This window comes from Amycolatopsis sp. Hca4, assembly GCF_013364075.1.
In the GTDB taxonomy this organism is placed as follows: Bacteria; Actinomycetota; Actinomycetes; order Mycobacteriales; family Pseudonocardiaceae; genus Amycolatopsis.
In genome coordinates, this window is sequence record NZ_CP054925.1 from 4,165,878 (window position 1) to 4,179,484 (window position 13,607).

The 13,607-nt window shown below is 71.6% G+C and carries 13 protein-coding genes, 1 pseudogene and 1 riboswitch; of the genes and pseudogenes, 3 read left to right on the forward strand and 11 right to left on the reverse strand.

The genetic code is table 11. The annotated features are described in order from the left end of the window. Positions 1–24: 24 nt before the first annotated feature. A riboswitch (glycine riboswitch) is annotated at positions 25–123 on the reverse strand. 169 nt (positions 124–292) lie between these two features. Next, positions 293–1,597 (reverse strand): helix-turn-helix transcriptional regulator, encoded by a 1,305-nt coding sequence (locus tag HUT10_RS18090; protein WP_176172296.1) that lies wholly within the window; start codon positions 1,595–1,597, stop codon positions 293–295. 72 nt (positions 1,598–1,669) lie between these two features. On the opposite strand from HUT10_RS18090, the gene HUT10_RS18095 reads away from it, so the two are divergent. Then, positions 1,670–1,867, forward strand: a complete 198-nt coding sequence (locus HUT10_RS18095; RefSeq protein ID WP_176172297.1) for a hypothetical protein — start codon at positions 1,670–1,672, stop codon at positions 1,865–1,867. Here HUT10_RS18095 and HUT10_RS18100 read toward each other — a convergent pair. From HUT10_RS18100 to HUT10_RS18120, 5 genes and pseudogenes are all read right to left on the reverse strand, one after another. Beyond that, entirely contained in the window at positions 1,864–2,820 is a 957-nt protein-coding gene (locus tag HUT10_RS18100; protein ID WP_254896921.1) for a cyclase family protein, read from the reverse strand. The genes HUT10_RS18095 and HUT10_RS18100 overlap by 4 nt on opposite strands. A gap of 12 nt (positions 2,821–2,832) precedes the next feature. Next, entirely contained in the window at positions 2,833–3,600 is a 768-nt protein-coding gene (locus tag HUT10_RS18105) for a 3-oxoacyl-ACP reductase (protein ID WP_176172298.1), read from the reverse strand. Then, complete coding sequence (locus HUT10_RS18110; RefSeq protein ID WP_176172299.1) at positions 3,600–4,964, reverse strand: aldehyde dehydrogenase; 1,365 nt, start codon at positions 4,962–4,964, stop codon at positions 3,600–3,602. Before HUT10_RS18110 ends, HUT10_RS18105 begins: the two co-directional genes overlap by 1 nt. Then, positions 4,961–5,677 carry a gamma-glutamyl-gamma-aminobutyrate hydrolase family protein gene (locus HUT10_RS18115; RefSeq protein ID WP_176172300.1) on the reverse strand — a complete coding sequence of 239 codons (717 nt, stop codon included), beginning with the start codon at positions 5,675–5,677 and terminating at the stop codon, positions 4,961–4,963. The genes HUT10_RS18110 and HUT10_RS18115 overlap by 4 nt, the downstream gene beginning before the upstream one ends. After that, a pseudogene (locus tag HUT10_RS18120) lies at positions 5,658–7,003 on the reverse strand (glutamine synthetase family protein). Before HUT10_RS18120 ends, HUT10_RS18115 begins: the two are co-directional and overlap by 20 nt. Before the next feature lie 229 nt (positions 7,004–7,232). Between HUT10_RS18120 and HUT10_RS18125 the strand changes: the two are divergent. Then, a complete protein-coding gene (locus tag HUT10_RS18125) occupies positions 7,233–7,757 on the forward strand; it encodes a general stress protein (RefSeq protein WP_176172301.1) in 525 nt (174 codons plus the stop codon). Between the two features lie 453 nt (positions 7,758–8,210). On the opposite strand, the gene HUT10_RS18130 is transcribed toward HUT10_RS18125, so the two are convergent. The 3 genes from HUT10_RS18130 to HUT10_RS18140 all read right to left on the reverse strand — a co-directional run bounded on the left by HUT10_RS18130 (position 8,211) and on the right by HUT10_RS18140 (position 10,773). After that, on the reverse strand, positions 8,211–9,170 hold the full coding sequence (locus HUT10_RS18130; protein ID WP_254896924.1) for an alpha/beta fold hydrolase: 960 nt from the start codon (positions 9,168–9,170) through the stop codon (positions 8,211–8,213). Positions 9,171–9,271: 101 nt separating this feature from the next. Next, positions 9,272–10,453, reverse strand: a complete 1,182-nt coding sequence (locus HUT10_RS18135; RefSeq protein ID WP_176172302.1) for a DUF1700 domain-containing protein — start codon at positions 10,451–10,453, stop codon at positions 9,272–9,274. Next, entirely contained in the window at positions 10,450–10,773 is a 324-nt protein-coding gene (locus HUT10_RS18140) for a PadR family transcriptional regulator (protein WP_176172303.1), read from the reverse strand. The genes HUT10_RS18135 and HUT10_RS18140 overlap by 4 nt, the downstream gene beginning before the upstream one ends. A 78-nt stretch (positions 10,774–10,851) precedes the next feature. Here HUT10_RS18140 and HUT10_RS18145 point away from each other — a divergent pair, with 78 nt between their 5' ends. Then, positions 10,852–11,754 carry an SMP-30/gluconolactonase/LRE family protein gene (locus HUT10_RS18145; RefSeq protein ID WP_176172304.1) on the forward strand — a complete coding sequence of 301 codons (903 nt, stop codon included), beginning with the start codon at positions 10,852–10,854 and terminating at the stop codon, positions 11,752–11,754. Positions 11,755–11,823: 69 nt separating this feature from the next. On the opposite strand, the gene HUT10_RS18150 is transcribed toward HUT10_RS18145, so the two are convergent. Continuing rightward, positions 11,824–13,002 (reverse strand): MAB_1171c family putative transporter, encoded by a 1,179-nt coding sequence (locus tag HUT10_RS18150; RefSeq protein WP_176172305.1) that lies wholly within the window; start codon positions 13,000–13,002, stop codon positions 11,824–11,826. Then, positions 12,999–13,556: a hypothetical protein gene (locus HUT10_RS18155; RefSeq protein ID WP_176172306.1), complete on the reverse strand. Its 558-nt coding sequence runs from the start codon at positions 13,554–13,556 to the stop codon at positions 12,999–13,001. The genes HUT10_RS18150 and HUT10_RS18155 overlap by 4 nt, the downstream gene beginning before the upstream one ends. Positions 13,557–13,607 lie beyond the last annotated feature (51 nt).

The following is a 13,607-nucleotide window of genomic DNA, read 5'->3' on the forward strand; positions in this document are numbered from 1 at the left end:
GCCGGGCACACACTGGTGCGCTGGAACTCCCCCTCTGTCATGGCACCTGAGAGTTTCACCGCTCGTGGAGCGGCTTTCACCTTGGGTGAGACGCGGGTGCGCCTGCTTTCCAGAGTGGCCTCGCGCGAAGCGGTAGCGGGTACCTGAGAGATTCCGGGGAGTTTGCTCCTTCGGTGCCCCACCGACTTCGTGAGGGCTCTCCCGCCTCGGCTCGACGGCCCGATCTGCAGTTGTGACGGTCACGGTACCTGCCGGGTTCGAGGTCCGTCTACATCACCCGGCCAACACCACATCAGTCTTCGAGCCGGGCTCGATCCGCGCCCCGGCGGACCACCCGGCCGGCCAGCACGGGCGGGCGGCGCACCCGGCCGGACGGCAGGACCAGGCGTTTCAACGGGCCGCCGAGCGGCACCGGCGGCAGGCCCGCGCCCAGCAGGACCTGTTCGACGACCTGCTCGGCGTGCCAGGCCACCGCGTCGTTGAGCCGGTCGAGCGAGGGGCGGTCGCCGTCGAAGACGTCCTCGTCCGCCAGCGTCACCTCGAAGTACGCGCAGCCCGGCGGGACCGAGAGGGCGTCTTCGATCGCTTTCGCGCCCTCTTCGGGGTCGGCGAACCCGGCCTCCAGGAGCGGCTCGCGGTAGATGCGCGCCGCGCGGGCGCGCATGCGGGGGCCGTAGCGGACCACGATCGGCAGGCGGCCGGTCAGGTCCGGCACGGCGAGGCCGTGCAGCAGCATGATCGGCGGCACCGAGTGCACCAGCCGCGGCGCGGGTCCGGCCAGCTCACGCGCGGTGAGGCGGACCCGGTCGGCCATCGCGTCGGGGAGGCCGGAGTAGCGGAAGTCGACGTTGCCGAACCCGAGCCCGTCGGCGACCAGCGAGGCCAGCAGCTCGCCGTAGCCCCAGATCGGCGACAGCACGACGACCGGCGGCGCGGCGACGACCGGCGACGGCACGGGCGGCCGCGTCGCCTCCTGCTCGGGCACCTGGATGACCAGCCGGGGCGGCTCGTGCCAGTCGTGCACCTCGGCGACCCGCCAGTAGAGCCCGAGCGGCCGCCACAGCTCGCCGAGGACGTCGTGCTCGATGATCCGGCGCACCTCGGCGTCGTCGTGCGGCAGGTCCCGCGGCGGCACGATCCCGACGTAGTGGTGGTAGGTGATGCGGACCTCGTCGCCGCGGGTGGCCGAGCGGATCCGCATCTCCCAGTCGATCGGCGACGCGGCGATCGCGTTGGCCACCTGCGTGCCGGGCGAGGAGTAGACGAGCGCGGTGGCCTGCCGGAGGAACTGCCCGGCCCGGTCGATGCCTTCCCGCAGCGCCTTCGCCGCCTGGGCCACGTGCACCGGGCTCGCGAGGCTGTCGGGCAGGACCCCGGCGACGCGCAGCAGCTCGGCCTCCCCCAGCCCGGTGACCTCGGCGAGCTGGGCCCAGTGGTCGAACACCGTCACCTTCGGCGCGTGCCGGTGCTCGATCCAGCTCCGCAGGGTCGACGTCGGAACGCCGATGCGCCGGGCGGCCTCGTCCAGGGAGAGGCCCCGCGAGCGGATGCCGGCCCGGACCGCATCCGCCCACTCGTCGGCGCGCCAGTGCGTCACCTCACAAAGCTAACGAAACCGGCTAGCTTTGCGCAGGGACGACCCGCCCGCGGCGCTCCGACGCTGGTCACCATGACCACCACCGTCATCGCCCTGACCCTGATCGTCGGCGTGCTGACCTTCGCCGCCGGCGCCTTCCTCGCCTCCGAGGTCGCCACCCGCGTCCTTCGCCGCCGCGAACGGCTCCTGTCCGAGGAGCGCAAGCGGCTCAACGCCGCCTGGAAGTTCCTCAAGGAGGTCTACGGCGTCAAGAAACCGACGCGCCGCTAGAACGTGGCGATCGGGTTGACCGGGCTGCCGGACGTGCCGGCGAAGCGGACCGGCGCGACAGCGAGCTGGAAGTCCCACTGGCCGAGTTCGGCGGCCGTCGCCGCGCACGCCTCGAGGTCGCAGTTGTCGAGCAGCCAGAGGCCCATCGCGACGAGGCCCACGGTGTGCACCGGCATCGCCAGGTCGTCGTACCCCGACGGCTGGACGTCGGTGGGCGTGTCGGCACCGATCAGCGCCACTCCCCGTTCGTGCAGCCACGGCAGGCAGGACGCGTGCCAGCCGGCCTGCGTGACGCCGCCGGACGCCCCGGCCTCGTGCCGGACGCGGCCGTAGCCGGTCCGCAGGAGGACCGCGTCGCCGGAGCGCACCCGGACACCCTGGCGGCGCTCGGCCTCCTCGAGGTCGCCGGGGAACACCCCATCACCCGGTTCCAGCGAAGGCACACCGCGGACCTTCGCGATGTCCAGCAGGACCCCGCGCGTGACGATTCCGTCCGCCGCCGCCGTGACGGCTCCCCACGCCGCTCCCGTCTCGGCGCCGACCAGCGCGTGCGACCGCCCGTTGTACATCTTGCCGTCCCAGAAGATGTGGCACGGCGAGTCGACGTGGGTGACCGTGTTGCCGTGGAACAGGATGCCGAGGCGCTCGTTCGAGTAGCCCCAGTGCCGGTCGTTGCGGAACCCGGGCAACGGCATGTTCTCCGCACCCGGCATCTCGGCGAAGCACGGGCACGTCGTCGTCGACCGCTCCATCTCTTCGGGCACGGCCACCTCCCACGCGCACGACACGCTCCGGCCGTGGCGCACGGCCCGCGCCGACGCCAGCCGGACGGCGTCGGTGATGTGGTTCAGCGTGCCGAGCTCGTCGTCTTCGCCCCACCGCCCCCAGTTCGACAGCGCGTCGAAGTACCCGAGCACGTCGTCCTGGGTGGGCACCAACCGCTCTGCCGTCATCGCGCCAGCTTGTCAGATCGGGGTGACGTACGCCCCCGAAATGCCGCCGTCGACCAGGAACTGCGAGGCCGTGATGAAGCTGGCGTCGTCGCTGGCCAGGAACGCCACCGCGGCCGCGATCTCCTCGGGCTCGGCGAAGCGGCCGACCGGGACGTGCACCAGCCGCCGCGCCGCGCGTTCCGGGTCCTTGGCGAACAGCTCCTTGAGCAGCGGGGTGTTCACCGGTCCCGGGCACAGCGCGTTGACGCGGATGTTCTCCCGCGCGAACTGGACGCCCAGCTCGCGGCTCATCGCGAGCACGCCGCCCTTGGACGCGGTGTAGGAGATCTGCGAGGTCGCCGCGCCCATCACCGCCACGAACGACGCCGTGTTGATGATCGAGCCCTTGCCCTGGCGCTGCATGTGCGGCAGGACGGCCTTGCAGCAGTGGTACACCGAGGTCAGGTTGACCCGCTGCACGCGGTCCCACGCCTCGATGCCGGTGGTCAGGATGGAGTCGTCCTCGGGCGGGGAGATGCCGGCGTTGTTGAACGCGACGTCGACCGAGCCGAACTGCTCGACCGTGCTGTGGAACAGGTTCTCGACCTGCTCGGCGTCGGTGACGTCGGTCTGGATGAACGCGCCGCCGATCTCGTCGGCGGCCGCCTTGCCCTCGGCCGGCGAGAGGTCCGCGATGACGACCTTCGCGCCTTCGCTCGCCAGGCGCCGGGCCGAGGCGAGCCCGATGCCGCTGGCGCCGCCGGTGATGACCGCGACGCGGCCTTCGAAACGCTGGACCATTACTCCTCCGTGCTCAGAAAGACGTTCTTGGTTTCGGTGAACGCCGCGGCGGCGTCCGGGCCGAGCTCGCGGCCGAGACCGGACTGCTTGAAGCCGCCGAACGGCGTCCAGTAGCGCACCGACGAGTGCGAGTTCACCGAGAGGTTGCCGGATTCGACGCCGCGCGCAACTCGGAACGCGCGACCGGCGTCGCGGGTCCAGATCGACCCCGACAGGCCGTACTCGGTCGCGTTGGCCATCCGGATCGCGTCGGCCTCCTCCGCGAACGGCACGACGGCGACGACCGGGCCGAAGACCTCCTCCGCCGCGGCCGGGTGCCGCAGGTCGGGCGGGGTCAGGACGGTCGGCGGGAACCAGAAGCCGCGGCCATCGGGGGCGGTGCCGCGGAACGCGACGGGCGCGTCTTCCGGGACGTAGGAGGCGACCTTCGCCCGGTGCGCGGCCGAGATCAGCGGGCCCATCTCGGTCTTCTCGTCGCCGGGGTCGCCGACGACGACGCCGTGCACCGCGGGCTCCAGGAGTTCCATGAAGCGGTCGTACGCGCTCGCCTGCACCAGGATGAGCGAGCGGGCGCAGCAGTCCTGGCCGGCGTTGTCGAAGACGCCGTAGGGCGCGGTCGCGGCGGCTTTCTCCAGGTCGGAGTCGGCGAAGACGATGTTCGCGTTCTTGCCGCCCAGCTCCAGCGTCACGCGCTTCACCTGCGCCGCGCAGCCGGCCATGATCTGCTTGCCGACCTCGGTCGAGCCGGTGAAGACGACCTTGCGCACGCCCGGGTGGTCCACGAACCGCTGCCCCACCACGGACCCCTTGCCGGGCAGCACCTGGAAGACGTCCTCGGGGATGCCCGCCTCCCGCGCCAGCTCGGCCAGCCGGATGGCGGTCAGCGGCGTCAGCTCGGCGGGCTTGAGGACGACGGTGTTCCCGGCGGCGAGCGCGGGCGCGAACCCCCAGCCGGCGATCGGCATCGGGAAGTTCCACGGGACGATCACGCCGACCACGCCCAGGGGCTCCTGGAAGGTGACGTTGATGCCGCCCGGCACCGGGATCTGCTTGCCGATCAGGCGTTCCGGGGCGGCGGAGTAGTAGTTGAGGACGTCGCGGACGTTGCCTGCTTCCCAGCGGGCGTTGCCGATGGTGTGCCCGGAGTTCTCGACCTCCAGGCGGGCGAGGTTTTCGATGTCGGCCTCGACGGCGTCGGCGAACCGGCGCAGCAGCCGGGCCCGGTCGCCGGGGGTGACGTCGCGCCAGCCCGGGAAGGCCGCGTGGGCGCGGGCGATCGCCGCGTCGGTCTCCTCCGCGCTGGTGAGGGGGACGCTCCGCACCACCTCCTCGGTGGCCGGGTTGAGGACGTCAAAGGTGGTCATCGGTTCTCCTTGCTCGCTTCGACGAGAGCCTGGAACAGCCGGACGTCGTCGCTGTCCTGCTCGGGGTGCCACTGGACGCCGAGGGTGAACTCACCGGGGAGTTCAGCGGCCTCGATCGTGCCGTCGGCGGCCCACCCGACCGGCTCCAGCCCGGCGCCGAGCCGGTCGATCGCCTGGTGGTGGTAGCAGAGCGTCTTGGTTTCGGGACCGAGGATCGCCGCCGCCCGGCTGCCCTCGGCGAGGGTGACCGTGCCGCGGCCGAACGTCGCCGGCGCGGGCTGGTGTTCGGTCGTTTCCCTGGCCTCCGGCAGGTGCTGGGTCAGGGTGCCGCCCAGGGCGACGCTCATCACCTGCAGGCCGCGGCACACGCCGAGCACCGGCTTGCCTGCTTTGCGCGCGGCTTCGAACAGGCCGAACTCGAAGGCGTCCCGCTCCGGCCGGACGTAGGTGGCCGGGTGCGGCTCGGCGCCGTAGCGCCCGGGCTCGACGTCGGCGCCGCCGGTGAGCACCAGCCCGTCCACAGTGGACACCAGGCGCTCGTAGGCGTCGGACACCGGGGGCAGCAGCACCGGGATGCCGCCCGCGGCGACCACGCAGTCGACGTAGACCCGGTGCAGCAGCGCGGCTTCGGTTTCCCAGACCAGGAACTTGGCCGGCTCCAGATAGCTGGTGAGGCCGATGACCGGTCGGTCGTCAGAGCCGTTCGAAGCCACGGATCAGCTCCCAGTCGGTGACGGCGGCGTTGTAGGCGTCGATTTCGATCTTCGCCGCGTTCAGGTAGTGGTCGACGACCTCGTCGCCGAAGGCCGCGCGCGCCAGCTCGCTGCCGGCCAGGGCCGCGGCGGCCTCGGGCAGCGTCGTCGGCACGGTGTCCCGGCCGGAGTGGTAGGCGTTGCCGGTGAAGGGTTCTTCGAGCTCCAGCTCGTTCTCGATGCCGTGGAGCCCGGCGGCGATCAGCGCGGCGACGGCGAGGTACGGGTTGACGTCCCGCCCGGCACGCGGTTCTCGACGCGCAGCGACTCGCCGTGCCCGACGACACGCAGCGCGCACGTGCGGTTGTCGGTGCCCCAGGCGATCGCGGTCGGCGCGAAGCTGCCGGGTACGAACCGCTTGTAGGAGTTGACGTTCGGCGCGAAGAAGTAGGTCAGCTCGTGCAGCCCGGCGAGCTGGCCGGCCAGGAAGTGCTCCATCAGCTTCGAGAAGCCGTGCTCGCTGTCGCCCGCGAGGACGGCCCGGCCCTCGGCCGAGCGCAGGCTGATGTGGATGTGGCAGGAGTTGCCCTCGCGCTCGTTGTACTTCGCCATGAAGGTGAGGCTCTTGCCCTCCTGCGCGGCGATCTCCTTGGCGCCGTTCTTGTAGACGCTGTGGTTGTCGCAGGTGGCGAGCGCGTCGGTGTAGCGGAAGGCGATCTCCTGCTGGCCGGGGTTGCACTCGCCCTTGGCGGATTCGGGGTAGAGCCCGGCGCCCGCCATGTCGTTGCGGATGCGGCGCAGCAGCGGCTCGAGGCGCGCCGTGCCGAGCATCGAGTAGTCGACGTTGTACTGGTTGGCGGGCTTGAGGCCGTGGTAGCGCTTGTCCCAGGCGGCCTCGTAGGTGTCGTCGAAGACGATGAACTCGAGCTCGGTGCCGACGAAGGCGGCGAGCCCGCGTTCGGCGAGCCGGTCGAGCTGCCGGCGCAGGATCTGCCGCGGCGACACGCTCACCGCGCCGCCCTGCACGCGCTCGACGTCGGCCAGCACCAGGGCGGTGCCCTCCTGCCAGGGGATCTCCCGCAGGGTGTCGAAGTCGGGGCGCAGCACGAAGTCGCCGTAGCCGCTGTCCCAGGAGGAGAGCGCGTAGCCGTCGACGGTGTTCATGTCGACGTCGACGGCGAGGAGGTAGTTGCAGGCCTCGGTGGCGTGGCCGACGACCTCGTCCAGGAAGTACTCGGCCGAGCAGCGCTTGCCCTGCAGCCTGCCCTGCATGTCGGTGAGCGCGACGAGCACGGTGTCGATCGTGCCCGCGTCCACGCGCGCCCGCAGTTCGTCGAGCGTGAGCATGCCTCGCCTGCGTGCCATCCGTCGCCCCAAAGGTTTGGTATGAATCCTTTGTCGGTCCTTCCTACCCGGTGACCCCGTCCGGGTCAACCGGGGAAAAGGTATCTTTTTGAACCTTTGGAGTGGTGTCCGGATTGTCCGGGCTGCCCGGCTGAGAAGAGTCTGTGAATTCGCCCGTCCGGGAGGAAACCGGGGTCGCCGTGCGTTGGACGGGACAAGAGAGGTGAGATCGATGACCACAGCATTCACGCAGCAGACCACGATCGGACAGCAGCAGGCCCGGCCCCAGCTGCCGACCCTGCCCACCGGCTGGCCGATCGGTTCGTACGAGTCCTACGAGCAGGCACAGCGGGCGGTCGACCACCTCGCGGGCGCGGACTTCCCCGTCACCGACGTCACGATCGTGGGCGTGGAACCGATGCTCGTCGAGCGGGTCGCGGGCAAGATGTCCTGGGGCCGCGTCCTGAGCAGCGCGGCGACCTCCGGTGCGCTGTTCGGCCTGTTCCTCGGCTTGATGCTCAGCCTGCTGAACCCCGGCGCCGGCCTGGTCCCGATCGTGATCGGCCTCGTCGCCGGTCTCGGGTTCAACCTGCTGTTCGGTGCGCTGGGCTACGCGGTGAGCCGGAACAAGCGCGGGTTCATCTCGCAGAGCCAGCTGGTGGCCCGGCGGTACGACGTGCTGTCCCAGCCGCGTAACGCGGAGAAGGGGCGCGCGTTGCTGGCCGACCTTGCGGCGCGGAGCGCGTTCGGCCACTGACCCGGTAGCGCGTTCGGCAGCTGATCCGGTAGTTCACGAAGGCCGCCTCCTGCGGGAGGCGGCCTTCGCCGTGTCGGAGCAGCCCCCGATTTCCACGCTACCGGCAGGGTCCGACAGATCCGGGCGCGCTCACCACGCGGGGCCCGAGTTGTCCACAACACCGAGCCGAAGCCCCGCTTGTCCACACCCACCCGGCCGGTGGCCCGGACCGGGGAGGGTCCAAGCAGCCCGCGATTCCCCCACCGTGTCCGCGCAGCCGGCGTTTTCGCACTCGCGAGGATCCGAGCAGCCCCCGAATCCACGCTACCGGCACGGGCCGACAGATCCAGGCGCATTCACCACCCCCGGCCCAAGTTGTCCACAACACCGAGCCGAAGCCCGCTTGTCCACACCCACCCGGCCGATGACCCGGAACCGTCGGTGCCCACCGGTAGCGTGGAAAACGGGGGCTGCTCAGGTGCCCGAGGACACCGTCGGCGCGTCGGGGATCTCCGCCGTGTCCAGCCGCTGCTGTTGTGGGCGGCCCGCGCGGAGCAGCTTCCCCCAGCGCGCGCGGTCGTACTGGGCCGGCGGTGTCTCCGCCAGGAACTCGCGCAGGATCTCCAGGAACCGCTCCGGGTCCGACCGGTGGGGGAAGTGGCCGGCGCCCTCGAAGAGGACCAGCCTGCTGCCCGGCATCGCCCGGTGCGCCCGCAGCGCGTGGCCGCTCGGCACCACGCTGTCCTCCGTGCCCCACACCAGCAGCGTCGGGATGCCCTCGGTCAGGTAGCACCGGTCCAGCATGTTGACCACCTGCCCGCGCCAGTCGACGACCGAGCGCAGCGTCCGCAGGAACGCCGAGCGCGTGTCCCGCTCGAGCAGCCGCGCGTACCGGGTCAGCACGTAGTCCAGGTCCGTGTCCTCGAAAACCCGCAGCAGGCCGGCGAACCCGCGCAGCGCCGCGACCGCGGGCGGCGTCCCCAGCAGCGGCAGCACCAGCCCCGCCCCCGGCGCCGCGGCCAGGCGCAGCAGCGGGTGGACGCCCGCACCGACCCCGCCCGAGCCCACCAGCACGAGCCGTTCGCAGCGCTCCGGGAACTGGTAGGCGAACTGCATCGCGACCCCGCCGCCGAGGGAGTGCCCGACCACCGTCACCCGGTCGACGTCGAGGGTGGTCAGCAGGTCTCGCATGCCGCACGCGTAGGCGGCCACCGAGTAGTCCGCGCGCGGTTTCGCCGAGAAGCCGTGGCCGAGCAGGTCGGGCGCGATGACCGTGAAGTCGCCGGCCAGCGACTCCAGCAGGTCCAGCCACGTCGACGAGTCGTCGCCGATGCCGTGCAGGAAGAGCAGCACGGGGCCGCGCCCGGCCATCCGGTAGGCGCGCTCGTAGCCGTGGATCACCCGGGTCTGCGGGGCGAAGGCTTCCGGAAGCACCCACCCAGCTCAGCACGCCCGCGTTCGCGGCACGTTTCGGGCGCGTTCGGATCGGGTGAACGCCAGGAGCGGCCCCGACCTCCGCTCCTGGCGTCCGTTCCCTACCTCGTCGGTGTCGGTGTCGCGGGCGGCACCGTCACCTTCGGGATCGCCGCGCTGAACGGCACGCCCGCCAGCTCGCGGCAGGCACCGCGGTAGCCGTTGTACCCGTTGTAGCTGCCCTGGTCGTCGGTGACGCCCTGCTCGATCTTCGGCCGGGGGAACCGGTTGTCCTCGCCGATCTTCTGCTTCCCGCCGGTCGAGCGCTCGCAGGCGTAGCGGGTCAGCGTGAGCGGCCTGCCCTCTTCGTCGTAGAGGTAGACCTCGGTCAGCGGTTTGCCGTCGGCGTCGAAGGCGTAGACGTTGTCGACGTCACGGCCGCCGTAGGTCAGCTGGTCGTTGCCGTAGTTGTCGGCCGACGGGTAGTACGTCGACGGGCCCGAGTAGGACTTCCCGCGGGCGAAGAGGTCGAGGGCGGCGCCGAAGCCGCCCAGCGCGCCGCCGATGACGAACGCCGAGATCGGCACGGCCACCCACAGCAGCCGCCGGTCCGCGCGGACCCTCGGGCCCGCCCACAGGGCCGCGACCGCCGCGAGGATCAGGAACGGCAGCAGCAGCACCGCATCCCGGTGCCGCAGCATGAACACCAGCCCGAAGCAGATCAGCGCGATGGCGCACAGCACCCACCAGGCCGGCTTGAGCGAACCGGCGTAGCGCAGGAACCTGCCGGCGTCCTCCTGCTCGCGCCCCTTGGCCATGGTGGTGCGCAGCCAGCCGACTTCGGGCAGCGCCAGCACCGGCTCGACCCCGCCGCGCAGCAGCAGCACCAGGCTGACGACGAACACCGGCGCGAACAGCAGCAAGCCGGCGAAGACGTCCGGGTTGACGGTGATGGTGGCGCCGAACGCGAGCAGCGCGAGCCCCAGCGCGGAGAACACCAGGCCCCACAACGCGATCCGCGGCTTCGCCAGGCCGGGCGCGGGCGTCGCGAGCACCTGCGTCGCGCCTTCCGCCGGCGCCGGGTACCCACCGGACGCGCGCAGCTCGGCGGCGTAGCTCTCCGGAGACCCGAGCCGTTCGATGAGCGCCTCGACGCGGGCGCCCTCCCCCAGCTCGGCCTCCAGTTCCGCCAGGTGCGGGCGGACGTCCTCGAGGATCTCTTCGATCTCGCTCGCGGGCAGGTCGGCGAGCGCGGTCCGGACCCGCGCCAGATACACCCGCACGGCGGTCGGCTTGTCGCTCATGCTGCCTCTCCCAAAAGCACGTTCATCGTCGATGCGAAGCTCTGCCACGTCTTGCCCGACTCCGCCAGGCGCGTCCGGCCCGGCTCGTTCAGGCTGTAGTACTTGCGGTGGGGACCCTCTTCGCTGGGCACGACGTACGAGGTGAGCAGGCCGGCCTTGTAGAGCCTCCGCAACGTCCCGTACACCGACGCGTCCCCCACCTCGTCCAGGCCGGCGGCCCGGAGTCTTCTCAGCACGTCGTACCCGTAGCCGTCTTCTTCGCGGAGGACCGCGAGGACGGCGAGGTCGAGCACACCCTTGAGCAGCTGACTGATCTCCACTGCACCCTCCAGTCTTACGCTTGGGAAGGTACCACGCATTGCACAGTAGTGTGCACGGCGGAGGGCCATTCTGGGGTGATGGACCTGGTCAAAACGGATTTCCAGCTGCTGGACGAGCGGTTCCGGCCGATCAACGGTGACGAGTGGATGCAGCGCCTGCACACCGGCTGCCGGTGGACCGAGGGCCCGGCGTACTTCCCGGCGGGCCGGTACCTGGTGTTCAGCGACATCCCGAACGACCGCACGCTGCGCTGGGACGAGACGACGGGTCACGTGGGGGTCTTCCGTCAGCCGTCCGGGTACGCGAACGGTCACACGGTGGACCGCCGTGGCCGGCTGATCAGCTGCGAGCAGGGTCCCCGCCGGGTGACGCGCACCGAACACGACGGCTCGGTCACGGTGCTGGCGTCGGAGTACCGCGGGAAGCGGCTGAACAGCCCGAACGACGTGGTCGAGCACTCGGACGGGTCAATCTGGTTCACCGACCCGAGTTACGGCATCGACAGCGATTACGAGGGGTACAAGGCGGAGAGCGAGATCGGCGCGTGCCACGTGTACCGGGCGGCGCCGGACGGCTCGGTGGAGATCGTCGCGGACGACTTCAGCAGGCCCAACGGCTTGGCGTTCTCGGCCGACGAGTCGCGGTTGTACATCGCGGACACGCGCCAGGACCCGAGCCACATCAGGGTGTTCGAGGTCGGCCCGGACGGGAAGCTGACGGGCGGCGAGGTCTTCGCCACGAGCGACAGCGGCGGCTTCGACGGGGTAAGGGTGGACAGCGAGGGCCAGGTCTGGGCGGCGGCGCACGACGGGCTGCACTGCTTCGCGACGGACGGCACGCGGATCGGGAAGCTGCGGATCCCGGAGGTGTGCTCGAACTTCACGTTCGGCGGCGCGAGGGGGAACGAGCTGTTCATCACGGCTTCGAGCTCGGTGTACACGCTGCGGGTGACGGTGAGCGGGGCCCGGTATCCGCGGTGAGGGACGGGTGCACTCGGGTCGCGGCGGCGGGCGGGCCGCAGGTGAATCGGGTACAGCCTCTGAAGCTCGCTAGCCGGGCGTGGCCGCTTCCACCTTCTCCACCACCGCGTCGCGGCGGCGCCAAGCTCGGCTCACCTGGACCAGCCAGGCCGCCTCGGCGGCCACGTCCGCGTCGGCCTCCGGTTGCTCGCTGCGGTCCGGCTCGCGTTCGAAGCGGCGGCCCGCCCGGCCCGCCTCGATCGCCGCGGCCAGGGTCACTGCTTCCACCGTTGCCGCCACCTCGGCCTCGCGGACTCTCGCCCGGCGGGCCGCCGCCTCCGCCCGGGCCGGGAGGTCCGGGTCGAAGTGGGCTCGGAGGGCCAGGTGGCCGTCGCGGATCTCGATCACCCTGCGGTACAGCGCGAACTCCGCTCCCCCCGCCAGCTTGCGGCCCGGGTCCAGCGCGATGCCCGGGACCGCCGTGCGCAGCGCCGTCCACAGTGGCTCGATGCGGCGGTACGCCCGGTACGCGCGGAAGCGGCCGAGCACCGATGTCACCGCCGGCGACCACGCGCTGAGCGTCGCGCCCGCCGCCACGAACACGACCGTCACCGCGGCGAGGATCGACGACGGGAGGTCCTCGCGGGCGCCGATCCGGGCCGTCTTCGCCAGCTGGACGACGTCGTCGACGTCCCAGAACGTCCACCCGGTCGCCGCGCCCACGCCGACCACCAGCAGCCACAGCCCCGCGCGCAACGGCCCCGGCTCCGCGTGCCACGCGCTGCGGACGAACACCGCGAACAGCAGGCCGAGGCTGACCAGGCTGTAGAGCAGGAACACCACCTTGTCGGCCAGGGCGAACGGCACGCCCGCGTCCGAAAAGACCGTGCTGTCACCGATGCGTCGCGGCTCCGAGAGCGCGAAGCACACCGCCAGGAGCACCATCGTCGCTCCGGTGAACAGCGCGTGCGGGGCGAGCCGGGCGCCTTCGCCGCGCCACACCGACTGGGTGAACGCCACCGCGAAGCCGATCGCCCCCAGCTTCAGCTCGTCGCCGGCCAGGCTCAGGACCCACTCGGCCACCGGGCCCGGACCGGCGAGGGCCGACATCGCCGGCGTCAGCACGACGATGCCGGCGGCGATGCAGATGCCGAACCCGGCGAGGAACCACATGGTGCGCGCCGGCTGGCTGCGGCGGGCCTCGATCAGCTTGTAGCCGAACCCGGCGAAGCCGGCGAGGCAGAGGTAGTAGGCGAGGCTTTCGATCACGGCGTGCGGCGGCCGAAGAGGGAATCGAAGCGCCGCACGCCGTCCGGGACGCCGGGCGCGGGTTCGCGCGGCTCGGCAGGCCGGACGACGCGCTGCGCGAGCAGGCTGGCGACGAGTTCGGCTTCGCGCTCTTCGGTTTCGGTGTAGGTGGTGCGCCCGAGCACGCGCCGGACGAGCTCGGGCGAGAGGTTCGGCATGAGCTGCCGCCCGGCGGCGGCGTCGATGGCGATGCCGTCGGCGCCGGCGTCGGCACCGACGTGGCCGCACAGCAGGTGCCCGACCTCGTGCAGCAGGATGTGCTGCCGGTGCAGGGCGGTCGTGTTGGTCGGGTAGAGGATGTAGTCGGCGCGTTCGGTGCTCATCAGCAACCCGCACGGCGCGCCTTCGGGAGCGCTGACGGGCATCAGCTCGATGGGCCGCCCCCGCTCGGCGGCCAGTCCGGCGACGAAGCCGGCGGCATCGAACGGCTGGGGCAGGCTGACAGCATCGGCGACCCGACGGGCCCGCTGCCAGAGCGAGCGGGCGGGTCGCCGCCGCCACGATGGTCGCGCCACCTCAGCCCTCCTTCACCACGCCGCGGACGGACGGTTCCAGCCGGATCAACG